22 protein-coding genes and 1 pseudogene are annotated in these 21138 nt (G+C 72.8%); 9 read left to right on the top strand and 14 right to left on the bottom strand.

Going from position 1 to position 21138, the window contains the following annotated elements; all coding sequences use genetic code 11:
• Positions 1-5: 5 nt before the first annotated feature.
• On the bottom strand, positions 6-170 hold the full coding sequence (rpmG, locus tag ACIA6T_RS30160) for a 50S ribosomal protein L33 (protein ID WP_399449667.1): 165 nt from the start codon (positions 168-170) through the stop codon (positions 6-8).
• Between the two features lie 84 nt (positions 171-254).
• Between rpmG and rpmB the strand changes: the two genes are divergently transcribed.
• Together rpmB and rpsN are read left to right on the top strand one after the other, a co-directional pair.
• Complete coding sequence (gene rpmB / locus ACIA6T_RS30155; protein ID WP_399449666.1) at positions 255-491, top strand: 50S ribosomal protein L28; 237 nt, start codon at positions 255-257, stop codon at positions 489-491.
• Positions 491-796 (top strand): 30S ribosomal protein S14, encoded by a 306-nt coding sequence (gene rpsN, locus ACIA6T_RS30150; protein ID WP_399449665.1) that lies wholly within the window; start codon positions 491-493, stop codon positions 794-796. Before rpmB ends, rpsN begins: the two co-directional genes overlap by 1 nt.
• 40 nt (positions 797-836) lie before the next feature.
• Here the strand turns inward: rpsN and ACIA6T_RS30145 are convergent, their stop codons facing one another.
• Together ACIA6T_RS30145 and ACIA6T_RS30140 are read right to left on the bottom strand one after the other, a co-directional pair.
• A complete protein-coding gene (locus ACIA6T_RS30145; RefSeq protein WP_399449664.1) occupies positions 837-1139 on the bottom strand; it encodes a hypothetical protein in 303 nt (100 codons plus the stop codon).
• A pseudogene (locus ACIA6T_RS30140) lies at positions 1136-1519 on the bottom strand (CHAT domain-containing protein); the annotation flags it as partial. The gene ACIA6T_RS30145 and the pseudogene ACIA6T_RS30140, both read right to left, overlap by 4 nt.
• A 264-nt stretch (positions 1520-1783) precedes the next feature.
• Between ACIA6T_RS30140 and ACIA6T_RS30135 the strand changes: the two are divergent.
• Positions 1784-2269 carry a VOC family protein gene (locus ACIA6T_RS30135; RefSeq protein ID WP_399449663.1) on the top strand — a complete coding sequence of 162 codons (486 nt, stop codon included), beginning with the start codon at positions 1784-1786 and terminating at the stop codon, positions 2267-2269.
• On the opposite strand, the gene ACIA6T_RS30130 is transcribed toward ACIA6T_RS30135, so the two are convergent.
• Positions 2212-4986, bottom strand: a complete 2775-nt coding sequence (locus tag ACIA6T_RS30130) for a family 78 glycoside hydrolase catalytic domain (protein WP_399449662.1) — start codon at positions 4984-4986, stop codon at positions 2212-2214. The genes ACIA6T_RS30135 and ACIA6T_RS30130 overlap by 58 nt on opposite strands.
• Before the next feature lie 123 nt (positions 4987-5109).
• On the opposite strand from ACIA6T_RS30130, the gene ACIA6T_RS30125 reads away from it, so the two are divergent.
• The gene (locus ACIA6T_RS30125) at positions 5110-5739 is read left to right on the top strand and encodes a TetR/AcrR family transcriptional regulator (RefSeq protein ID WP_399449661.1); all 630 of its coding nucleotides are present in this window, start codon (positions 5110-5112) and stop codon (positions 5737-5739) included.
• Positions 5740-5752: 13 nt separating this feature from the next.
• Here ACIA6T_RS30125 and ACIA6T_RS30120 read toward each other — a convergent pair whose 3' ends face one another.
• From ACIA6T_RS30120 to ACIA6T_RS30100, 5 genes are read right to left on the bottom strand one after another with little or no spacing between them, the layout of a single operon-like run.
• Positions 5753-6646, bottom strand: a complete 894-nt coding sequence (locus ACIA6T_RS30120) for an alpha/beta fold hydrolase (RefSeq protein ID WP_399449659.1) — start codon at positions 6644-6646, stop codon at positions 5753-5755.
• A gap of 15 nt (positions 6647-6661) precedes the next feature.
• Complete coding sequence (locus tag ACIA6T_RS30115) at positions 6662-7627, bottom strand: amidohydrolase family protein (RefSeq protein ID WP_399449658.1); 966 nt, start codon at positions 7625-7627, stop codon at positions 6662-6664.
• Positions 7617-7889 (bottom strand): XapX domain-containing protein, encoded by a 273-nt coding sequence (locus ACIA6T_RS30110; RefSeq protein WP_399449657.1) that lies wholly within the window; start codon positions 7887-7889, stop codon positions 7617-7619. The genes ACIA6T_RS30115 and ACIA6T_RS30110 overlap by 11 nt, the downstream gene beginning before the upstream one ends.
• On the bottom strand, positions 7886-8032 hold the full coding sequence (locus ACIA6T_RS30105) for a DUF1427 family protein (protein ID WP_078914118.1): 147 nt from the start codon (positions 8030-8032) through the stop codon (positions 7886-7888). The genes ACIA6T_RS30110 and ACIA6T_RS30105 overlap by 4 nt, the downstream gene beginning before the upstream one ends.
• Positions 8033-8039: 7 nt before the next feature.
• A complete protein-coding gene (locus tag ACIA6T_RS30100; RefSeq protein ID WP_073937941.1) occupies positions 8040-8600 on the bottom strand; it encodes a quercetin 2,3-dioxygenase in 561 nt (186 codons plus the stop codon).
• 145 nt (positions 8601-8745) lie between these two features.
• Here ACIA6T_RS30100 and ACIA6T_RS30095 point away from each other — a divergent pair, with 145 nt between their 5' ends.
• A complete protein-coding gene (locus tag ACIA6T_RS30095) occupies positions 8746-9651 on the top strand; it encodes a helix-turn-helix domain-containing protein (RefSeq protein WP_399449656.1) in 906 nt (301 codons plus the stop codon).
• A gap of 10 nt (positions 9652-9661) precedes the next feature.
• On the opposite strand, the gene ACIA6T_RS30090 is transcribed toward ACIA6T_RS30095, so the two are convergent.
• Positions 9662-11128 (bottom strand): MFS transporter, encoded by a 1467-nt coding sequence (locus ACIA6T_RS30090; RefSeq protein WP_399449655.1) that lies wholly within the window; start codon positions 11126-11128, stop codon positions 9662-9664.
• Positions 11129-11372: 244 nt separating this feature from the next.
• On the opposite strand from ACIA6T_RS30090, the gene ACIA6T_RS30085 reads away from it, so the two are divergent.
• From ACIA6T_RS30085 to ACIA6T_RS30075, 3 genes are all read left to right on the top strand, one after another.
• The gene (locus ACIA6T_RS30085; RefSeq protein ID WP_399449653.1) at positions 11373-11996 is read left to right on the top strand and encodes a TetR family transcriptional regulator; all 624 of its coding nucleotides are present in this window, start codon (positions 11373-11375) and stop codon (positions 11994-11996) included.
• Positions 11997-12171: 175 nt separating this feature from the next.
• The gene (locus ACIA6T_RS30080) at positions 12172-14463 is read left to right on the top strand and encodes a family 78 glycoside hydrolase catalytic domain (protein ID WP_399449652.1); all 2292 of its coding nucleotides are present in this window, start codon (positions 12172-12174) and stop codon (positions 14461-14463) included.
• Between the two features lie 53 nt (positions 14464-14516).
• Positions 14517-15761, top strand: a complete 1245-nt coding sequence (locus ACIA6T_RS30075; protein ID WP_399449651.1) for a family 1 glycosylhydrolase — start codon at positions 14517-14519, stop codon at positions 15759-15761.
• Positions 15762-15779: 18 nt separating this feature from the next.
• Here the strand turns inward: ACIA6T_RS30075 and ACIA6T_RS30070 are convergent, their stop codons facing one another.
• Together ACIA6T_RS30070 and ACIA6T_RS30065 are read right to left on the bottom strand one after the other, a co-directional pair.
• Positions 15780-16718 carry an RNA polymerase sigma-70 factor gene (locus tag ACIA6T_RS30070; RefSeq protein ID WP_399449650.1) on the bottom strand — a complete coding sequence of 313 codons (939 nt, stop codon included), beginning with the start codon at positions 16716-16718 and terminating at the stop codon, positions 15780-15782.
• 143 nt (positions 16719-16861) lie between these two features.
• On the bottom strand, positions 16862-18232 hold the full coding sequence (locus tag ACIA6T_RS30065; protein WP_399449649.1) for a cellulase family glycosylhydrolase: 1371 nt from the start codon (positions 18230-18232) through the stop codon (positions 16862-16864).
• A 344-nt stretch (positions 18233-18576) separates the two neighbouring features.
• Between ACIA6T_RS30065 and ACIA6T_RS30060 the strand changes: the two genes are divergently transcribed.
• A complete protein-coding gene (locus ACIA6T_RS30060; RefSeq protein ID WP_399449648.1) occupies positions 18577-19065 on the top strand; it encodes a carboxymuconolactone decarboxylase family protein in 489 nt (162 codons plus the stop codon).
• A 132-nt stretch (positions 19066-19197) separates the two neighbouring features.
• Here the strand turns inward: ACIA6T_RS30060 and ACIA6T_RS30055 are convergent, their stop codons facing one another.
• The gene (locus ACIA6T_RS30055; protein WP_399449647.1) at positions 19198-19530 is read right to left on the bottom strand and encodes a deoxyxylulose-5-phosphate synthase; all 333 of its coding nucleotides are present in this window, start codon (positions 19528-19530) and stop codon (positions 19198-19200) included.
• A gap of 127 nt (positions 19531-19657) precedes the next feature.
• Entirely contained in the window at positions 19658-21127 is a 1470-nt protein-coding gene (locus ACIA6T_RS30050; RefSeq protein WP_399449646.1) for an aldehyde dehydrogenase family protein, read from the bottom strand.
• Between the last annotated feature and the right edge of the window lie 11 nt (positions 21128-21138).

Genomic DNA, 21138 nt, shown 5'->3' with positions numbered 1-21138 from the left:
GGTACTCAGCGCTCCTCACGGAAGTCGACGTGGCGCCCGGCGACCGGGTCGTACTTGCGCAGCGTCAGGCGGTCGGGGTCGTTGCGGCGGTTCTTGCGGGTCACGTAGGTGTAGCCGGTGCCGGCGGTGGACCTCATCTTGATGATCGGACGCAGTTCGTTACGGGCCATGGACCGCACTGTACACGGTATTGAATTTCATTTTCATCTAGCTGTTAGTGTGCTGCCATCGATCGACATCGAAAAGGAGGACCTTTGTCCGCTCACTGCCAACTCACCGGCCGACAGCCCGGCTTCGGGCATCAGATCTCGCACTCCCACCGGCGGAGCAAGCGCCGCTTCGACCCGAACATCCAGCGCAAGCGCTACTGGCTGCCGAGCGAAGGCCGCCATGTCCGGCTCACGCTCTCCGCCAAGGGCGTCAAGACGGTCGACACGATCGGTGTCGAGGCGGCGGTCGCGCGCATCCGCGCCCGGGGAGGGAAGGTCTGATGGCGAAGAAGAGCAAGATCGCGAAGAACGAGCGGCGACGGCTCGTCGTGGCCCGCCACGCCGAGCGCCGCGCCGAGCTGAAGGCGGTCATCTCGTCCGTCCGGACGTCCGACGAGGAACGCGCCGCCGCCCAGCGGGAACTGCGCCGGCAGCCCCGCGACGCCAGCGCCACCCGCGTACGCAACCGCGACTCCGTGGACGGCCGCCCCCGCGGTCATCTGCGCGCCTTCGGTCTGTCCCGCATCCGTCTGCGCGAGATGGCGCACGCGGGCGAGCTTCCGGGGGTGACCAAGAGCAGTTGGTGATCCGAGCCCGGCCCGTGCCCGGTGTGCGGTGCCGGGTGGTTCAGTGGTCGTCCCAGTGCCCCTCGTGGGCGGCGTGCCGATGGCCGTCGTGCACATAGTCGACATGGTCGTCATGGGGCACGGCGACATGGCCGCAGCCGGTTCCGTGCTGGTGTCCGTGGCCCTCGTGCGGCCGGTGCCCGGTGGTCACGCACTCGTCGATGTGCCCGTCATGTGCGCGGTGGATGTGTCCGTCGTGCACATAGTCGACGTGGTCGCCGTGTGGGACGGCGACGTGGCCGCAGCTCTCCTGGTGCCGGTGGTCGTGGCCCTCGTGGGTGCGATGCTCGGTGGCGGACGTCATGACGTGCTCCCGGTGCGGACGGTGACGGGTGGCCGCCCGTTCGACGGCCGCTGCCGCGCCACCGAATCAACATAAAATGCGGCCCGCGACCGTGCACGCGGAGAACAGGGGCGTCGGATGCCGGCGTGGTGGCGGGCCGCCCACACCGCCGGGGCTTCGCCGTAGTGGACGCGGACCTGCCGCGCCGTCCGGGCCGGTTCGTCGCGGGCGGTGACCAGGGCGTCATGGAACATACGGGCCGTCGTCCCGGCGACGGCGTCCGGTACTCGCCGCAGTGTGCCGATCACCCCGGAGAGCCCTGCGAGCAGGAACACGGAGGTGAGGTGGATCGCCTCGTCCACGAGGGCGCGGGGCGCGTGTGTCGTCCCGCACGCCGAGAGGTACGCGAGGCGGCCTCAGCCGCCTCGGCGCGCGGCGATCCCGGCGAACGTCAGGTCGAGGTCCGGCGGCGGGAAGCGGCCGGTGCCCGGGTCGTCCGCGGCCGGCCACGGGTCCGGGCGGCGGGACCGTGGTGGACGTCGTCCGGCCCTCCCCGGCGAACACCTCCGGCGAGGGTCGCGCGCTTGACCTGAAGCGGACTTGAGGTTCTACGTTCGTTCGCAGCCGCGGGGACCGGCCGGCGGTGTCTTCCGAGGAGGTTCGTCATGGCCGAGCGCACAGCCGGCACCGGGATTCCCGACCGTTACCGTTATGCCGTGGTCCCGCACATCATGGTCGACGACGCCGCCGCGGCGATCGACTTCTACCAGCGGGCGTTCGGCGCCCGTGAGGACTTCAGGATCGACGCTCCCGGCGGCGGGATCCTGCACGCCGAGATCACCGTCGGGCGGTCGGCGCTGATGCTGGGCGACGCGAGCACGGACGAGGCGGAGGCCGGGGCCTTCGCCGCGCCGGCCTCGCTCGGCGGGGGCACCTCCGTCACGCTGCACGTCTTCGTGCCGGACGTCGACGCTCTGGCGGAGCGCGCGGAGGCGGCCGGCGCCGAGATCCTCCAGCCGCCGACCGACATGTTCCACGGCGACCGCACCGTCGTCCTCAAGGATCCCTCGGGCCACATGTGGGTCTTCCTGACTCACCTGGAGGACGTCTCGGAGGAGGAGCTGCGGCGACGCCTGGCCGCCGCCGGGTGACCGCTCGCGGTGGGCACGGCCGTACGGAGGTCGTGGGTGCCGGGGGCGAGCGGTGTGGAGCGTCCGCCCACGACGAGGGCGGCCTCCACGCCGTGCGGGATGTCGACGCGGATCGCCGCCGTGCCGCCGGTGACGGTCCAGTCGACGCGGACCTGGCCGTACGGCGTCCACACCCCGGCCTCGGCGTGGTCCAGGCGTCCGGCGAGATCGGGTTCGATCACCACGGACCGGAAGCCGGGCGCGGTGGCCCGGATCCCGGCCAGGCGCCGGTAGAGCACGTCGTCCACACAGCCGAAGGCGTAGTGGTTGAGGGAGACGGCGCGGACGGAGCCGTCCGGCGCGATCGCGTCCCACGCCTCCCAGACGGTGGTGGCGCCGCGGTCGACCTCGTAGAGCCAGGAGGGGCACCGGTCCTGCCAGAGCAGCCGCCGGGCGAGTTCCGCGTGGCCGGAGTCCCAGAGCACGTCGAGGAGGTACGGGACGGAGAGGAAGCCGGTGTCGAGCCGGTCGCCGCGTGCGGTGATGAGGTCGACGAGGTGTCCGACGAGAAGGGGACGCCGCTCGTCCGGCACCATGTCGAAGGCGAGGGCCAGGACGTAGGGGCCCTGCAGTGCGACGGGCAGCCGGCCCTCGGCGTCGACGTACTCGGCGGCGAAGGCGGCGCGCACGCGTGCGGCCCGCTCACGGAGGCCGGCGGCGAGGCCGGTCCGGCCGAGTGCGTCGGCCGAGCGGGCGGTGACCGTGAGCGTCTGTGCCTGGAACATCGGCGCGACGAGTTCGGCGGTCAGCCGCGGAGCGGTGCCGATGGCCTCGTGCAGGGGCCGTCCTTCCAGCGTGCTCGGCGTGAGCCAGTCGCCGAAGTGCTCACCGGCGTTGTACAGGAGCGCCTGGCGGCGTTGCCGCTCCGGTGTGAGGGGGACGTCGCGCAGCCGCTCGGGCAGTTCGGCGGCGGCCGTGCACTGGTGGTCGGCCCAGCGCAGCGCGGCGTCGAGCGTGTCGGCGAGGACGCGCCGGTCGCCGTAGCGCTCGTAGAGCACCCAGGGCACGAGGGCGATGGCGTCGCTCCAGCCCGCGCAGGCCACGATGGAACCGAACCCGCTCTGGGACTCGGCCAGTTCGTCGTCGTAGGCGGAGCGCGGTGAGGTGATGGGGACGCGTCCGTCGGCGTACTGGTCCGCTCGGAGGTTGTCCAGCCACCGGGTCAGGAACGGTGCCACGAGGGCGTTGTTCGACGCCGACGGGGCGAAGACCTGGATGTCCCCGGTCCAGCCCGCCCGTTCGCGCTGCGGGCAGTCCATGGGGATCGAGAGGAAGTTGGCGCGCTGGCTCCACAGCACGTTGCGGTGCAGCCGGTCCAGGCGTTCGTCGGAGAGCCGCAGCGATCCCGTCTGCCGCAGGTCGCTGGAGAGCACCACCGCCACGAGGTCGCCGGGGTCGGGGGGAGCGTCGACGCCCCGTACGCGGACGTGGCGGAAACCGTGGAAGGTGAAGGCGGGTTCCCAGACCTCGGTGGGCAGTCCGGCGGCGACGTAGGTGTCGCACTGGTCCTTGTTGATGCCCTCGATGTTGCGGAACCACCGCCCGTCCGCGTCCAGGGTCTCGGTGTGTTCGAGCGTGACGACGTCCCCCTCGCGGGGTGCGCGCAGTGTCAGCCGGACGCGTCCGGCGATCACCTGGCCGAAGTCGACGATCCAGCCGCCGCCGGGGTCGGCGGTGACGGAGAGCGCGGGCAGTTCGCCGACGCGGCGGACGGGTTCCCCGGCGAAGGGGACGAGGACCGCGGGGTCCGCGGTCTCGGTGCCGACCGGGGTCCAGGCGGTGTCGTCGAAGGCGGGCCGGCTCCACCCGGGGTCGTGGAGGCGCGCGTCGAAGCGTTCGCCGATGAAGAGGTCCGCGTGGGTCCACGGCCCGTCCGCCGCGACCACGTCGCCGTCGGAGGAGATCCGGTGCCGCCGCCCGTCCGCGGTCTCGACGTGCAGCTGCCAGATCGCTCCGGTGGCGGTCCCGAACTGGGCGCTCGATCCGGTGAGTCCGATGCGCCCGGCCCACCAGCCGTCCGCGAGGGCGACCCCCAGGACGTGGTCGCCGGCGCCGAGCAGGTCCGTCACGTCGTAGCACTGCACGCTGACGCGGGAGGCGTAGCTGTCGAAGCCCGGTGCGAGCACCTCGTCCCCGACGGCCGCGCCGTCGATCTCGGCGGTGTAGACGCCCCGTGCGGTGATGAACAGGCGGGCCCGCGCGGCCGGGGTGTCCAGGGTGAAGCGCTGTCGGAGCAGCCGGACCGGGAACAGGCGCTCGCCGGGGTCGCGTTCGGGGCGGTTCCCCTTGATCCAGTCGAGCAGCGTCCACCGCTCCACCTCCGTGGGGCGCGTCCGCGGGAGGACCCACCGGGCCGTCCAGTCGGCCGCGTCGAGCAGTCCGGTCCCGAAGCGGTCGTGGGCCCAGTCGCTCACCACTCCGTCCTGGTCCCACACCCGCACGCGCCACTCGTAGTCGGTGTCGGACCGGACGCGGAGACCGGGTACCTCGACGAGATGGCTCTCCCGGCCCGGTGTCCGGCCGGTGCGTGCCACGAGGCCGCCGCCGGTGCGGACCTCGATCTCGTAGGCGGACTGGGTCCGTCCGGGCAGCCAGGACAGGCGCGGGACCGGTGTCGCCACGGCGAGCGGGGCGGGCTGGTATTCGACGGTCAGGCCGGTGACAGGTGCGGCGGCCACGGGTGCTCCCTTCACGAGTCTCCCGCCGGACGACGAGAACGAAAACCGAAGGTACTCGGGTTTCGACAAAAAACCAACGCGTTCGGTTTTCATCGGAGGCGGGTCCGGCCTACGCTGTCGGCCATGGGCAGATCGGGATCACGCGGCAGTTACGCGGTCGGGCGCGAGCGCCGTGAGCGCATCGTCGAGGCCGCCACCGAGCGGTTCTCCACCAACGGATACGCGGGTACCTCCCTGGCGCGCGTCGCCCAGGACGCCGGGGTCTCCACGACCGGTCTGATGCACCACTTCCCGACGAAACAGCATCTGCTGCTGGCGGTGGCGGAGCACCGCTTCGACGTCGCGGCCGCGATCGTGGACTCCTCCCCCGGCGCGGACGGCGACGCGTTGGTCGAGGCGCTGCTCTCGATCACCCGGCGGTTCGTCTCCGAGCCGGGTCTGATCGAACTCTTCGTCGCGCTGAGCGCCGAGGCCGCCGACCCGGCCGGCGCCGCGCACGCGCTCTTCGCCGCCCGTTACGAGCGCACGGTCCGCGAACTCGGCGCCCGGTTCGAGGAGTGCGCCCGCGCCGGGTTCTTCCGGTCGGACCTCGACCACGAGGCCGTCGCGCGGGAGTGCGTCGCCGTCTCGGACGGCCTTCAGCTCCAGTGGGTGCTCTCCGGCGGACGCACCGATCTGCTCGCCGGGGTCCGGGCGCACCTCGAACGGCTCGTCCGGGACCTGCGTCCGCCGGCCGCCGTCACCGCCGGGTGAGGGCGGTCCGGGTTCACCCGCCGTCCGTGCGGCGGCGGATGAAGTCCACGGTGCGGGTGAAGCAGTCCTCGACGTCCGTGTCGGTCAGGCCCACCCAGAGGTGGTCGCCGCCGTCGAGGAGGCGCAGATCGGGTTCGCGGCCCGCCGCCCGCAGGGCTTCGGCGAGGCGGACGGACTGCCGGGCGGGGATCAGGACGTCGTCGGTGCCGTGCAGGATCAGGAAGGGCGGCGCCTGGGGGCCGACATGGGTGACCGGGCTGGCGTCGCGGGCCGCGTCGGTCCGCTCCGCCGGGGCGCCGCCGAGCAGCAGGGCCTCGAAGGTGGCCGGGTCGTGGGCGTCGTAGGCGCCCTCGGGATGGTCCTCGGCGAGTGCCGGCAGATCGGTGGGGGCGTACCAGGTGACGCAGCCGGAGACGGTGCCGGCGGGCCGGGTGAGGGCGGTCAGGGCGGCGAGGTGTCCGCCGGCCGACTCGCCCCACAGGACGGTCCGCGCGCTGTCCAGGCCGAGGTCGGCGGCGCGGGTGCGCAGCCAGGTGAGGCAGGCGGCCAGGTCGTCGGTCTGGGCGGGGTGGGGGGCCTCGCCGCTGAGGCGGTAGTCGGGGCAGGCGACGGCGAACCCGGCCCGGACGAGCCGGGCGAAGGGGCCGGGGTCCCAGTGACGGAAGCGGGGGCCGAGGTCGTCGCGCAGGCCCGTGCGCCAGGCGCCGCCGTGGACGAAGACCACGACCGGGACGGGGCCTGGGGTGTCCTCGGGAAGCCACAGGTCGACGGTCAGCGGGCGGCTGCCCTCGGGGACCGCGTAGACGGCGCCGCGCAGCAGCCGTACGCCGTCGGCGGGGTGCGCGGGGTGCGGCAGGGGCAGCGCGGCCGGGTCGGGCGGGGCCAGCAGGTGGAAGGGGAACGTCACGGTGGGTGCCTTACGTCAGCGGGCCGTACGGGGCAGGATGCGGCGGGCGTTGGCGGTGGTGAGCGCGCGCCAGCCGGTCGCGCCGTCGGGTGCCGGGGCGGCGTCCAGGCCGGCGACGTGGGCCTCCACCCCGGCGGCGGGGGTCCAGCAGTGGTCGCTGCCGTACAGGAGGCGGTCGGAGCCGACGAGGTTCAGCAGGGCGGGCAGCTGGCGGGGCAGCGCGGGTCCGGCGAGGTCGTAGTGGAGGCGGCGGAGCTGTTCGACGGCGCCGGGGGCCTCGGTGCCCTCGGGCATGAACATCCTCATGAAGCCGTCGATGCGGTCGGCCAGCACCGGCAGGGCGCCGCCGCAGTGCGGCACGATCACCGTGAGGTCGCGGTGGCGGTCCAGCGTCCCGGCCATGAGCAGGTCGGTGACGGCGCGGGCGGTGTCGAAGATGAACTCGATCATCGGGCGGGGGCGTCCGAGGGCGGACCGCTCCCAGCACACCGGGGACGTGGGGTGCAGGAAGACGACGGCACCGCGCCGGCCGAGCTCGGCCCACACGGGCTCCAGGTCCGGGTCGCCGAGGTAGGTTCCGTGGGTGTTGGTCTCCAGGACCACCCCGTCGGCGTGCAGGGTGTCGTAGGCGTACGCGATCTCCTCCAGCGCGCCCTCGACGTCCGGGAGGGGCAGCGAGGCGAACAGGCCGAAGCGGCCCGGGTGGTCGCGTACGGCCTGGGCGCCGGCCTCGTTGACCTCACGGGCCAGGCGGCGGGCGGCGGTGTCGTCGCCGAAGTGGACGCCCGGCGAGGAGATCGAGAGCATCGAGGTCTCGATACCGCAGCGGTCCATCAGCTCCAGGTGCGCGGCCGCCGACCAGGTGGGCCAGGCGGGGACCCCGTCGGGGAGTTCGTGTCCGGCCTCGCGGGCCCGGCGGACGTAGGAGTCGGTGAGGAAGTGGGCGTGGACGTCGAGGTATCCGGGGGTGTCAGGGGACACGGGGGGGGGTTCCTTCTTCTGCGGCGGACGGATCTTCTGCGGCGGACGGAGGAGGAGCGGGACGGCGCCGGGTCAGGCGGTGGCGTACGGCGGTGGCGGCGCGTTCGCCGAGCACGATGCCGGCCAGCCCGGTCAGGCCGAGGAGCGGCGGGGCGGGTGAGGTGACATCCAGTGCCCAGTACAGCGCGCCCATGAGCAGACCGGCGGCGAAGGAGAGGCCGGCCTTGCGGAGGAAGCCGCGCGTGGCACCGGCGGCGCTCACAGGGTCTCCAGCACGGCCTGGCCCAGCAGCATGCCCAGCAGTCCGGCCAGCGCGACGGGGGGCGGGGCGGGCGACTCGGTCCGCACCAGCACGTAGGCCACGCCGACCAGCGCTCCGGCGAGCAGTGCCTTCAGGTACGGCATGGACCGCTCAGCTTCCGGTGCGCCACTTGTGGTCGGGCAGGAAGTTCACGTCGTACCGCTGCGGCACGGTGCCGAACTTGTGCGGCTCGGGGACGAACGGCTTCCGGGGCAGGCCGAGTTCGTCGGTGGGGGTGCCGAGGTTCTCGAAGAACCGCTCGAAGGTGCCGCCCGGTCCCGCGGCCACGCCGACGATCCGGCTGTGGTGGCGTTCGATGCGGTAGGCGTGCGGGCAGTTCTTGGGCACGAACCCGAAGTCGCCCGCGGTGAGCAGCTTCTCGTACTGCTCGCCCTCGAGGTCCTCGACGAACAGCCGTACCGCGCCGTCGGTGATGTAGAAGACCTCGTAGGTGTCCGGGTGGGAGTGGGCGGGGATGATGTCGCCCTTCGGGCCCTCGCAGGTGAAGAAGTTGAAGGTGTTCTCGGTCTGCTCGCCGCCGGCGTAGACGGTGAACAGGTCGGTGAACAGGTGGGCGCGGTCGCCCTTGCCCTTCTCGATGAAGTACGGCTTGCCCGGCTCGGGCGGGATGTGGGAACGCTCGCGGTAGCGGGTGGCGAACTCGATGGTCATGGTGGTCCTTTCCGTTGGAGAAGTTGAAGAAAGAAGAAAAAGGGACTCGGCCGGGACGTCGGGGCCCGCCCCGTGCTCGTCGCGGCCCGTCTTCCTCAAGCTAGACCGGCGGGGAGGGGCGGTCCTGCGTACACTCGGGCACGCGATGAAGGAAAACGGACAGTTCCCCGTGGGCCGCGGTCCGGCCGGCGTCCCGGCTCTGTCGTACCGCCCGAGTCCCGGCAGGCCGCCGGGCCTGGAGGTCCTCGACCTGCCGGGACTCGCCGCCCGCGCCGAGGAGCGGGGGCTGCCCCTCACGGTGCCCGGACGTCCGGCCTTCCACGTGGTCGTCGCGGCCCGCGGGGGGCGGCTGGAGTGCTCGGTGGACTTCACCCCGTACCTCCTCACGCCGGGCGACTGGCTGTGGGTGTGGCCCGGACAGGTGCTGCAGTTCCCCGACGGGCACCGGGGCTGCGACGCCACCGTCCTGGTCTTCCCCACCGGCTTCCCCAGCGCCGCGACGGACGCGCTGATCCGGGACGGCGCGCACGTCCCGTACCGCCTCGTCACGCCGGACGAGCCGCGGCAGGCGGCCCTGCTGCGGCTCCTGGACGCCCTGGTCGAGGAGCACGCCGCGCTGTCCGACCTGCCGCTGGAGGCGTACGTCGAGACGGTGCGGAACCTGCTGTCGGTGATCCTGATCCGGCTCGTCCACCTCGCCGACCCGCGACGGCGGGGGCGTTCCGGCGGCGGCGAGCCGTTCCGGCTGTTCCGCGAGGCCGTCGAGGAGGACTTCCGCCGGACCCACCGGGTGGAGGACTACGCCGCCCGGCTCGGCTACAGTCCGCGCACCCTGACCCGGGCCACCCTGGCCGCCCTCGGCTGCGGCGCCAAGCGCTACATCGACGACCGGGTGCTGCTGGAGGCCAAACGTCTGCTGATCCACAGCTCGCTGCCGCCCGCCGCCATCAGCGAACGGATCGGGTTCACCTACCCGACGGTCTTCAGCGCCTTCTTCCGTCAGCACACCGGCATGACGCCGACCGGGTTCCGGTCGCTGACGAAGCCCTGAAGGCGCGGGGTCAGCCGCCGGCGGGGCTCTCCTCGGGGTCGCGCAGCCGCGGGATGAAGACGGAGAGCACCAGGGCCACGACCGTGACCGCGGCACCGAGCCAGAAGATCCCGGAGTAACCGGCGTCGAGGTAGAAGGCGGTGCCGTCGACGGTGGTGCTGCTCGCGCCGAGGACGGCGTAGGCGCCTGCGGTCACGACGGCGCCGAACAGGCTGATGAGCATGTTGAGCATGCCGCTGCCCAGCCCCTGCTCGTCGGGCGAGACCACGCCGATCACCAGGACCGGCGCCACCGAGACGACGACGCCGGCGCCGACGTTGGCGACGCAGGAGGTGACGATGAGCTGGAGTTCGTCGCCGTGGAAGAAGCCCACGAGGGTGTAGCCGACGGCCATGACCGCCAGGCCCGCGCACCACACCCGGCGCGCGTCGAAGCGGCGCAGGTAGCGGCTGACCAGCATGCCGGTGCCGAACATCACCAGGTTCCAGCTCACGCTGACGACGGCGTTGTGGTGGGCGGTCCAGCCGAGCCCGTCCGACACGCCCGGAATGGCGGGGTAGAGGGCGAGCAGGATGGCGAGGCCCGGCATGGTGAAGGCGACCGTCTGGCCGAGACCGCCGGCCGTCAGCGCCAGGGCGACCGGGCGGCGGCTGAGGACCTTCAGGTCCAGGATGGGGTGGGCGCTGGAGCGTTCGACGAACAGGAAGGCGATCAGCGCGGCGGCGCCCGCTCCGAGCCAGCCCAGGGTCCGCGCGTCCGCCCAGCCCCAGCTCTGCCCCTGGCCGAGGGCGTAGACCACGGCCGTCAGGCCGCCGCCGAGGACCAGGCCGCCGAGCCAGTCGAGACGGGCCCCGAAGGCGTGCCGGGGGGTCTCCGGGACCAGCAGTGCGATCAGCGCGAAGGCGACCGCGGTGGCGACGGCGAGGAACCACAGGACCCCGCGGTACCCCCAGGCGTCGATCAGCCATCCCGCCAGGAACGGCGAGACGATGGCCACCAGGCCGACGCTGCTGCCCATGATGCCGCTCGCCTGCTTCACCAGCCGGGCCGGGAAGACGTCCCGTACGGCGGCGAACGACAGGGCGCCGAAGGGCCCGTAGAACCCGGCGATCGCCCGGCCGGCGAGGACGAGCCAGAAGCTGCCGGCCAGCGCGGCCAGCAGTTCGCCGAGGGCGCCCAGGGCCGTCATCGCGAGCATGACGCGCCGCTTGCCGTACAGGTCTCCCAGCTTGATCACGAAGGGGGTGAGCAGGGTCGACACCAGGGTGAGGGTCAGGCCGAACCACACCACCTGGGTGGTGTGGAACGCCTGGGCGACGCCCGCGGTGGCGTTGGCCCCGAGGATGCCGCCCGCGGCGAGCAGCTGGGTCGGCCAGGCGAGTGCGATGAGGATCAGGACCAGGCGGGGTGTCCACCGCCCGTCCGCGGGGTCGCGGGGTGCGTGGTCGACCGTGGGGCTTGATGACGGCGTCGTCATGCCAGCCCTCCTTTCACGGAGGTGCCGAAGGAAGGGGGAGCATGTGGGGGAAGGGCTGAGGACGGGCTGCCGTCACGCGTGGTTCACGGGGATGTGACAGCGCGGCAACCTGTCGTCGCGTGGCTCGATGATGACCCGAACACCTAGTGGCCGCTAGGTTTCGAGAGTGTGGCCCACCTCACACAGCACGCCCACAGCCGGTACGGCCGGCCGCCGTCCCGCGCCCCGCCGGTACTGTTCTGGCATGGCGACACCCAGGGGGCCTCGCGGCCACTACACGGCGGGCCGGGCGCGGCGCACGCAGATTCTGGAGGCCGCCCTGCTGCGCTTCGGCAGGGACGGCTACCGCAAGACCTCCCTCGCCCGCGTCGCGCGGGACGCCGAGATCACCGACGCCGGGCTGCTGCACCACTTCCGCGACAAGCAGCAGTTGCTGCTCGCGGTCGTCGAGTACTGGCACGAGCGCATGGACGTGCGCTGGGAGCGCGTCTCCGACTCGGTGCGGGACGCCTTCCGCTGCCACCTGGAGGACACGGCCGAGACACTCGGCATGCCCGGCATGGTGGAGCTGGCGGTCGTGCTGACCGCCGAGGCCACCGCGCCCGACCATCCGGCCCACGACCACTTCACCACCTGGCAGGAGAAGGGCGTCGCGGAGCTCGCCGACCGGCTGCGGGCCGGCAGCGGCAGCGGGGAGCTGCTTCCCGGGCTGGACCACGAGGGCATCGCCCGCGAGTGCGTCGCCATGGACGCGGGTCTGCAGCAGCAGTGGCTGGCCTCGGGGCGCTCCTTCGACCTGATCGCGGTCATGCGCGCCCACCTCGACCGCCTGCTGCGGGACATCTCCAGGGACGGGCAGGGGCTGTAGGGGCCCCTTCGGAGCCACCCGGCCTCCAGCGGCGCCCCTGTTTGTCATGAGCATGACTTATGGGCCCGAGCACCCCCTCCCGCGTGCCGCAGGTCACACACTCGAACACCTAGTAATCACTAGGTATTGACTGCATGATCGTGCCTGCTCCCCCGTCACCACCGAGAAGGGCGCCATGAACCACCACTGGACCGCACGCGTCGTCAGTCCCCGCGTCCCCGCGCCCGCCGAGGGGCCCCGCCCGGCCGCGCTGCTGCGGAGCGAGTTCACCGCGCGGACCGCCGTACGGTCGGCCCGGCTCCTGGTCACCGCCCTCGGCGTCTACGAACTGGAGCTCAACGGCACCACCGTGGGCGACCACGTGCTGGCCCCCGGCTGGACGAGCTACCGCCACCGCCACCGCTACCAGTCCTTCGACGTCACCGCCCTGGTCCGTGCGGGCCGCAACGCCTGGGGCGCCCAGCTGGCCGACGGCTGGTACCGGGGCCTGCTCGGGTTCAACGGCGGCACCCGGGACGTCTACGGCGAGCGCACCGGGCTCCTCGCCGAACTGCGCCTGGAGTACGCCGACGGCACCACCGAGACCGTCACCACCGGGGACGGCTGGCGCTGGAGCCCCGGGCCCGTCCTCGCCGCCGGTCTGTACGAGGGCGAGGAGTACGACGCCCGCCGGGAGCGGGCCGGCTTCAGCGAAGCCGGCTTCGACGACTCGGCGTGGCAGCCGGCCGACGTCGTCGACTTCGACACCACCGTCCTCTTCCCGGCCGACAGCCCGCCCGTGCGCCGCATCGAGCACCTCGCGCCCGTCGCGGTCACCACCTCGCCCACCGGGCGCACGGTCCTCGACTTCGGCCAGAACCTCGTCGGACGGCTGCGCATCCGGGTCCGCGGCGAGGCCGGCCGGACGGTGACCCTCCGCCACGCGGAGGTCCTGGAGGACGGCGAACTCTGCACGCGTCCGCTGCGGCACGCGCTCGCCACCGACCGCTACGTCCTGCGCGGCGACCCGGCGGGCGAGGAGTGGGAGCCCCGCTTCACCTTCCACGGCTTCCGCTACGCCGACGTCGAGGGCTGGCCCGGCGGCCTCGACCCGGCCGACGTCACGGCCGTGGTCGTCCACAGCGACCTGCGCCGCACGGGCTGGTTCTCCTGCTCGGACGCCTCCCTGAACAGGCTGCACGAGAACGTGGTGTGGGGGATGCGCGGCAACTTCGTCGACGTGCCCACCGACTGCCCGCAGCGCGACGAACGGCTCGGCTGGACCGGCGACGTCCAGGTCTTCGCCCCCACCGCCGCCTTCCTCCACGACGTCCGTGACTTCCTGCGCTCCTGGCTGCGCGACCTCGCCGCCGACCAGAGCGCCGACGAGCGCGGGGTGCCGCCGGTGTTCAGCCCCGACATCCCGGTGATCACCCCGGTGCCGATCCCGCCCGGCAACCCGCCGATGGCCGGCTGGTGCGACGCGGCCGTCGTCGTGCCCTGGGTGCTGTACGAGCGCTACGGCGACACGGAGGTGCTGCGCGCCCAGTACCCGTCGATGCGCGCCTGGGTCGACGCCGTCGACCGCCTGGCCGGGCCGGACCGGATCTGGGGCGAGGGGTTCCAGTTCGGCGACTGGCTGGACCCGACCGCCCCGGCGGACGACCCCGGCCGCGCGATGACGTCGTCCGCCCTGGTCGCCACGGCGTACTTCGCGCACTCCGCGCGGCTGCTGGCGCGGACCGCGGAGGTCCTGGACGACCACGACGAAGCCGCCCGCCACCACGCCCTGGCCGACGCGGTCCGTGACGCCTTCCTCGCCCGCTTCCACGCCGGCGGCGGACGCCTGACGGAGGAGACGCAGACCGCCTACGCCCTCGCCCTGTGCTTCCGGCTGCTCGAGGACGACGCCGAGCGCGCCGAGGCCGGACGCCGGCTGGCCGCCCTGGTGGCCGGGCGCGGCCACCGCGTCGGCACCGGTTTCCTCGGCACTCCCCTGGTGTGCGACGCGCTGGCCGGCACCGGACACGTGGACACCGCCTACCGGCTGCTGACGCAGCGGGCGTGCCCGTCCTGGCTGTACCAGGTCGACATGGGCGCCACCACCGTGTGGGAACGCTGGGACAGCATGCTTCCCGACGGCAGCGTCAATCCCGGCGAGATGACCTCGTTCAACCACTACGCGCTCGGCGCGGTCGCCGACTGGATGCACCGCACCGTGGCCGGTCTCGCTCCCGCCGAGCCGGGCTACCGGCGGCTGCTGGTCCGTCCCCGTCCCGGCGGCGGCCTGACCTGGGCGCGGGCCGAGCACGAGACGCCGTACGGCCGGGCCGGGGCCGGGTGGAGCCGGGAGGGCGACCGGCTGCGCGTCGACGTCGTCGTGCCGCTCCACGTCACCGCGCTGGTCGATCTCCCCGGCGCTGAGCCCGTGGAGGCCGGACCCGGCCGGCACACCTTCTACTCGCCGTTCCCCGCGACCGCGCGGTGACGCCCGTACGCCCCACCCACCGTCGTACCTGAACCAGCGCAAGGAACACACACATGACCCACACCAGCCTGCCCGACACCTTCCTGTGGGGCGTCGCCACCGCGGGACACCAGAACGAGGGCGACAACAGCGCCAGCGACACCTGGTTCCTGGAGCACACGACGCCCTCGCTGTTCCGTGAGCCGAGCGGTCCGGCGTGCCGCGGTTACCAGCGGTGGGAGACGGACCTCGACCTGGCCGCCGGGCTCGGGCTCAACGCCTTCCGGTTCTCCGTCGAATGGGCCCGCGTCGAACCCGGGCGCGGTGTCGTCTCCGCCGAGGCCCTCGACCACTACGAGCGCAAGGTCGACGGCTGTCTCGAACGCGGTCTCGCCCCCGTCGTGACGTTCAGCCACTTCACCGCCCCGCACTGGTTCGCCGCGGCCGGTTCCTGGACCGCCGCCGACGCCCCCGCCCGCTTCGCCGAGCAGTGCGACCGCGTCATGGCGCGCTTCGGCGACCGCCTCGCCTACGCCGTCACCCTCAACGAGCCCAACCTGGAACAGCTGCTGCAGGCGGGCGCGAAACTCCCGGCCGAGGCCGAGGTGGTCAAGACGCGGATGCTCGAAGCCGCCGCGCACGCCGCCGGGAGCGACACCTACGCCAGTGCGAACGTCATCCCGGCCCACCGGCAGGACGAGTTCCAGGACGCGTTCACGCGGGCGCACCGGGCCGCCCGTGACGCGATCAAGGCCCGCCGCGGCGACCTGCCCGTCGGTGTCTCCATCGCCATCGCCGACGAGGTGGCCCTCCCCGGCGGTGAGGGACGCCGGGACGCCAAGCGCGCCGCCGTCTACGACCACTGGCTGCGCGAGGCACGCAACGACGACTTCATCGGCGTGCAGAACTACGAGCGGATCGTCCACGGCCCCGACGGCGAGGTGACGCCCGCCGGTGAGCGCAACGGGATGGGCACCGTCATCGAGCCGGCCTCCCTCGCGGGCGCCGTGCGCTACGCCCACGAGGTGTCCGGGGTGCCGGTCCTCGTCACCGAACACGGCATCCAGACCCCGGACGACGCACAGCGCGCCGCCTTCGTCCCCGCCGCCGTCGAACACCTCTCGGCCGAGGTGCGCGCGGGGACGCCCGTCCTCGGGTACTGCCACTGGACGCTCATGGACAACTTCGAGTGGATCTTCGGATACGGCGCCCAGCTCGGGCTCCACGAGGTCGACCGCGACACCTTCGAGCGCCGCCCGAAGCCGAGCGCGAAGGCGTACGCGGACGTGGTGCGACGTCATCGGGGTCCGCGCGTGTGACCCGGTGCCCCGGCCGGCTCAGCGGCGCAGGGCGGTCTCGCTCTCCATGTGCGACAGCTTCTCGGGGTTGCGGACCGCGTAGAGGCCGGTGATGCGGCCGTCGTCGACGCGCACCGCGAGGACGGTGTCGAGCACGCCGTCGAGCCCGACGATCAGCGCGGGGCGGCCGTTGACCTCCGCCGGCCGCAGCGACACCTCGGCGGTGAGCCTGCCCAGTCCGCCCCGCAGCAGGCGGGCCACCTTGTCGGCCCCCACGACGGGCTTGAGGACGGCCTGCCTGACGCCGCCGCCGTCGCCCAGGAGGACGACGTCCGGCGCGAGGACGTCGAGCAGGCCCTGCAGATCGCCCGTCTCGACCGCCCGCCGGAAGGCGTCGAGGGCGTCCCGTGTCTCGGCCGGTGACACGGCCCCGCGCGGCCGGCGTGCCGCGACGTGCGCCCGTGCCCGGTGCGCGATCTGGCGCACCGCGGCCGGGCTCTTGTCGACGGCTCCGGCGATCTCGTCGTACTCGAGGCCGAACACCTCGCGCAGCACGAACACCGCCCGCTCGGTGGGGGCGAGCGTCTCCAGCACCAGCAGCATCGCCATCGAGACGCTCTCGGCGAGTTCGACGTCCTCGGCCACATCGGGTGCGGTGAGCAGCGGTTCGGGGAGCCAGGAACCGACGTAGGACTCCTTGCGGCGGCCGAGCGTACGCAGCCTGCTCAGCGCCTGCCGGGTGGTGATCCGTACGAGGTACGCCCGCCGGTCCCGCACCGCGGCGAGGTCGACGCCCGCCCAGCGCAGCCAGGTCTCCTGCAGCACGTCCTCGGCGTCGGCGGCCGAGCCGAGCATCTCGTAGGCGACGGTGAACAGCAGGTTGCGGTGGGCGACGAACGCCTCGGTCGCCGCGCCCGTGTCCTCTGTTTCCTCGCTCTTCACCGGCTGCTCCCGCTCAGTCGCTTCCCACGGTTCCATGCGCACAGGACGCCGGCCGCCTCGATTCTGTGACATGTGCGGAGGGGGCCCGCCCGGGACCGGCCGTCCGCCCCGGCGTCCGGTCGCGTTCCGGCCGGGAGGCCGGGCCGGCCGGGGGGAGTCCCTGCCGGTCCCGTCGAAGGTCAGCTCGTGGGGAAGTCGTCAGGGGTGCTGATCCGGCTCTTGAGCAGCGCACCGGACTCGGTCAGCACGCCGCTGCCGTTGTAGTCGGTGCCGTCACAGGTGCCGGGCCTGAACGCCGCACTGCCCTCGTCGGCGTCGGAGTAGGTCCAGTTCGCGTAGCTGATCTTCAGCTGGTCGAGCAGGTCCAGCCAGGCCGTGCTGCTCGCCCGGTCCACCGCTCCACCGCCGGTGGCGCTCACCGTGCCGAACTCGGAGACGAACAGCGGGAGCCGGGAGGCCGCCCGGCTCACCGCGGCACGGTAGTTGTCCTTGTGACTCGCGGCGTAGAAGTGGAACGCGTACATGATGTTGGTGGCGTCGACGGGGTTGTCGACGACCTCGCTCTCGCTGGAGCCGTCCGAGACGCCCAGCGAGGACCAGCCGCGGGTGCCGACGATGACGACGGCGTCCGGGTCGGCGGCCCGGATCACCGGAATGACCTGCTCGGCGTAGCTCTTGACAGCCGTCCAGCTCACGCCGTTGGGCTCGTTGGCGATCTCGTAGATCACGTTGTTCTTGCCGGCGTTGCGGGCGGCGACGGAGGCGAAGAACGTCTTCGCCCGGTCGAGGTTGAAGTTCGGGTCGCCCGGCGTGAGGGTGTGGAAGTCGATCACGGCGTACATGCCACGGGCCTCGGCCATGTCGACGAGGCTGTTCACGCGGTTGGTGAAGCCCGCGGGGTCGGTCTCGTAACCGTCCTCCTGCACGTACATGGCGATGCGCAGCAGGTCCGACCGCCAGTCCTCCGCGAGCGCGTCCAGGGACGCGGTGTTGTAGCACTGGCTGAACCACTGGATGCCGTGGGTGCTCATGCCGCGCAGCTGGATGGGGCGGTCGTGCTGATTGCACAGGTTCACTCCGCAGACGTGCAGCTGTCCGTTGATGTCCACGGGGGTGCCGTCGTCCGGGGTGGGCGGGGGTTCTTCGACGGAGCCCGTACAGGCGACGCCGTTGAGCGTGAACGCCGTGGGCCGCGGGTTGGCGCCCGTGAAGGAGCCGGTGAATCCCACGTCGACGGTCGCGCCGGTGGCCAGTGTGCGGTTCCAGTCGGCAGCGGCGGCGGTGACCGTGGGGCCGGACTGCGACCAGGTGGCGTTCCAGCCCTGGACGACCTTCTGCCCGGCGTCCGGCATGGTGAACCCGAGCGTCCACCCGGAGACGGGGGCGCCCAGGTTGGTGATCTTCACTCCGGCCTGGAAGCCGCCCTGCCACTGACTGGCCACCGTGTAGTCGACCCTGCAGCCGGTGGCGGCCACCGCCCGCGGACCGGACAGTGCCGTGAGGCCCAGGACCGTCGCACAGGTCGCCAGTAAGGCCAAAAAGCGTTTCACAGCGTTCCTCCTCGTGCGATGCGAACTCGTGCGATGCGAACTCGTGCGATACGAACTCGTGCGATGACTCGCGTCATGCGAGCACAGCGTGGTGCTGCGCGATGGGAGCGCTCCCAAAGCCCATCGGCCCGAGACCGTACACCGACGCGCCGACGCGCGATAGCCATGGGACAGCCGAAGAATGCCGCGGCGCGGGTGGCCGCCGCTCATACGGAGGCGTCCGGATCCGCCGACGCGAACGGTGGCGCACGTCACACTTCCCTCCTGTCACAGGGAGCGGGTCGCCGGCATCTCGTGTTCGGACCAGCTCAACACCGCGAATGAGCACGAGTGAGGACGAAACCATGGATACCCGGTTCAACCTGTTCGAGAACGAGCTCGCCGCCAGGTTCGCCAAGCGGTTCGCCGGCGCGGCCCTGGTGATCCACGACTCGCCGCTGCCGAAGTCCACCCAGGAGCTGGTGTCGCTGCGCGCCAGCCAGATCAACGGCTGCGGCCACTGCGTCGACATGCACGTCAAGGAGGCCGCGGCCGCCGGTGAGAGCGCGGTCCGGCTCCACCTGGTCGCCACCTGGCGCGAGTCCACCGTGTTCACCGAGGCCGAGCGGGCGGCACTGGCCCTCGCCGAGGAGGGCACCCGCCTCGCCGACGCCTCCGAGGGCGTCTCCGACGAGACCTGGGCCCGGGTACGCAAGCACTACGACGACGACCGGACCGCCGCGCTGGTCACCCTGGTCGCCCTGATCAACGCGGCCAACCGGCTCGCGGTGATCACCCACCAGAAGGGCGGCTCGTACGAGGCGGGCATGTTCGCGGCGGCGGTCGGGAGCTGACCGGAGGACGCCCCGGGCCGGTCCGGGACCGTGCGATCCGGGCCGGTCGCCCGATCGGCACGCCGCAGGACGCGCGACACCTGTCCGTCCTCGCCGGCGGCCGCACGAGCCGCACCCCGTGCGGATCTCCCGTCACGGCACCTCGTGGCGCACGAGCGCCTCGGCGAAGGGCTCACCGGTACGGCGGGCGTACGCCATCCGCTCCCGCACCTCCCGCAGTGTGCGTGGACGGTACCCGGGCCCGCCGCAGCAGCTCTTGTGGAAGTGGACCCCCGCGTGCAGGAGGACGGACAGCACCCTCCAGGCCCCGGTGTCCCGGCGCGGCGGCGCCGCGAAGGCCGACCCCACGTGGATCAGCGGCTCCGCGCAGCGGGGACAGGACCGGTGCGGCCCGTCCCCGTCGTAGGGCTGCTCGTACGAGGCCCGGCAAGGCAGGCAGACACAGGAGGTCTTCGCGTGGCCCATGCCGTCGGGGTAGGCGGCGACCGGCCGGGATCTCGACCGGATTCGGCCGCCCGGACACTCCCCCACCACGTCACGGCGCACGCGCCCGGCCGGCCGGTGATCCGGTGTCCGGCCGGGCGTCCGTCCGTCAGATTGGGAAGTGCGCGTGCCCCCTGACCTGCGCCGTGACCCAGCGGGTGTCGGTGAAGGCCTCGGCGCCGGCCTGGCCGCCGAAGCGGCCGTAGCCGGAGCTCTTCACGCCGCCGAAGGGGGCCTGCGGTTCGTCGGCGATGGACTGGTCGTTGACGTGGACGATGCCGGTGCGCAGACGGCCGGCGACCTCCAGGCCCTTGGCCAGGTCCTCGGTGATGACGCCCGCGGTGAGCCCGTACGGGGTGTCGTTGGCGAGCGCGACGGCCTCGTCGGCGTCGTCGACGACGTGGACGACGGTCGCCGGGCCGAAGATCTCGTCGTAGTAGATCTTCATCTCCTTGGTGACCCCGGTGAGGACGACCGGGCGGATCAGGGTGCCCGGTTCCTCGATCTCGCCGGTGCCCGCGGCCAGTTCGGCGCCGTGGGAGACCGCGTCCGCGACGAGTGACGCGACCCGGCGGGCGGCGGCCTCGTTCACGACGGGGCCGACGGCCGTCGCCGGGTCGCTCGGGTCGCCGCAGGGCAGTGCCCGGACGCGGGCGGCGAACTTGGCGGTGAACTCGTCGGCGACCGAGCGGTGGACGATGACCCGGTCCACGCACATGCAGATCTGGCCCGCGTTCATGAAGGAGCCGAAGACCGCGGCGTCCACCGCGTAGTCGACGTCCGCGTCCTCCAGTACCAGCAGGGGGTTCTTGCCGCCGAGTTCGAGGACGGCGGGCTTGAGGTGCTGGGCGGCCTGGACGCCGATGGTGCGGCCGACCTCCGTGGAGCCGGTGAAGTTGACCATCCGCACCCGGGGGTCGGCGATCAGCGCGGAGACCACCTCGGCCGCGTCGGCGCGGTCGTTGGTGACGACGTTGAGCACGCCCGCGGGCAGCCCCGCCTCGTGCAGGACGTCGGAGATCAGCAGGCCGCAGGCGATCGGCGCGTCCTCGCTGGGCTTCATCACCACGGTGTTGCCCATCGCGATCGGCAACGCCACCGCGCGGACACCGAGGATGACGGGCGCGTTCCACGGCGAGATCGCGGCGATCACCCCCTTGGGCACCCGTACCTGCGTGGAGTGGACGCCGTCGGCGTCGGTGGCGAGGACCTGGCCGGCCGGGCGGCTGACCTCGGCCGCCGCCTCCAGCAGGATGTCGGCGGCCAGGTGGGCGTTGAAGCCCGCCCAGGGTGCGACGCCGCCGACCTCCGTGGCCATCAGCCGTACGACCTCCTCGGCGCGCTCGGCCATCAGCCGCGCGGCGCGCAGGAGGATCCGGCGGCGTTCGGCCGGCTTGGTCGCGGCCCACGCCTCGAACGCGGCGTCGGCGGCGTCCACGGCACGGCGTACGTCGTCCGGGGTGCCCGCGGCGACCTCCGCGCAGACGGCGCCGGTCCAGGGGTCGGTGTCGGTCGCGGTGCGGCCGGAGGAGGCGGGGACCTCCTGGCCGTTGATGATCAGTCCTCGGGAGACGGACACGAGATGCTCCT

The sequence above is a fragment of the Streptomyces sp. NPDC051740 genome, assembly GCF_044453165.1.
Lineage (GTDB): Bacteria > Actinomycetota > Actinomycetes > Streptomycetales > Streptomycetaceae > Streptomyces > Streptomyces atrovirens.
Note: the sequence above shows the minus strand (reverse complement) of the source record. Positions and strands in the feature narration are given on the sequence as shown.

What these genes read in the sequence shown, in the direction of transcription:
- rpmG (WP_399449667.1), bottom strand. Translation starts at nt 170, where the DNA reads ATGGCCCGTAACGAACTGCGTCCGATCATCAAGATGAGGTCCACCGCC.
- rpsN (WP_399449665.1), top strand. Translation starts at nt 491, where the DNA reads ATGGCGAAGAAGAGCAAGATCGCGAAGAACGAGCGGCGACGGCTCGTC.
- ACIA6T_RS30145 (WP_399449664.1), bottom strand. Translation starts at nt 1,139, where the DNA reads ATGACGTCCGCCACCGAGCATCGCACCCACGAGGGCCACGACCACCGG.
- ACIA6T_RS30135 (WP_399449663.1), top strand. Translation starts at nt 1,784, where the DNA reads ATGGCCGAGCGCACAGCCGGCACCGGGATTCCCGACCGTTACCGTTAT.
- ACIA6T_RS30125 (WP_399449661.1), top strand. Translation starts at nt 5,110, where the DNA reads ATGGGCAGATCGGGATCACGCGGCAGTTACGCGGTCGGGCGCGAGCGC.
- ACIA6T_RS30105 (WP_078914118.1), bottom strand. Translation starts at nt 8,032, where the DNA reads ATGCCGTACCTGAAGGCACTGCTCGCCGGAGCGCTGGTCGGCGTGGCC.
- ACIA6T_RS30100 (WP_073937941.1), bottom strand. Translation starts at nt 8,600, where the DNA reads ATGACCATCGAGTTCGCCACCCGCTACCGCGAGCGTTCCCACATCCCG.
- ACIA6T_RS30095 (WP_399449656.1), top strand. Translation starts at nt 8,746, where the DNA reads ATGAAGGAAAACGGACAGTTCCCCGTGGGCCGCGGTCCGGCCGGCGTC.
- ACIA6T_RS30090 (WP_399449655.1), bottom strand. Translation starts at nt 11,128, where the DNA reads ATGACGACGCCGTCATCAAGCCCCACGGTCGACCACGCACCCCGCGAC.
- ACIA6T_RS30085 (WP_399449653.1), top strand. Translation starts at nt 11,373, where the DNA reads ATGGCGACACCCAGGGGGCCTCGCGGCCACTACACGGCGGGCCGGGCG.
- ACIA6T_RS30080 (WP_399449652.1), top strand. Translation starts at nt 12,172, where the DNA reads ATGAACCACCACTGGACCGCACGCGTCGTCAGTCCCCGCGTCCCCGCG.
- ACIA6T_RS30075 (WP_399449651.1), top strand. Translation starts at nt 14,517, where the DNA reads ATGACCCACACCAGCCTGCCCGACACCTTCCTGTGGGGCGTCGCCACC.
- ACIA6T_RS30070 (WP_399449650.1), bottom strand. Translation starts at nt 16,718, where the DNA reads ATGGAACCGTGGGAAGCGACTGAGCGGGAGCAGCCGGTGAAGAGCGAG.
- ACIA6T_RS30060 (WP_399449648.1), top strand. Translation starts at nt 18,577, where the DNA reads ATGGATACCCGGTTCAACCTGTTCGAGAACGAGCTCGCCGCCAGGTTC.
- ACIA6T_RS30055 (WP_399449647.1), bottom strand. Translation starts at nt 19,530, where the DNA reads ATGGGCCACGCGAAGACCTCCTGTGTCTGCCTGCCTTGCCGGGCCTCG.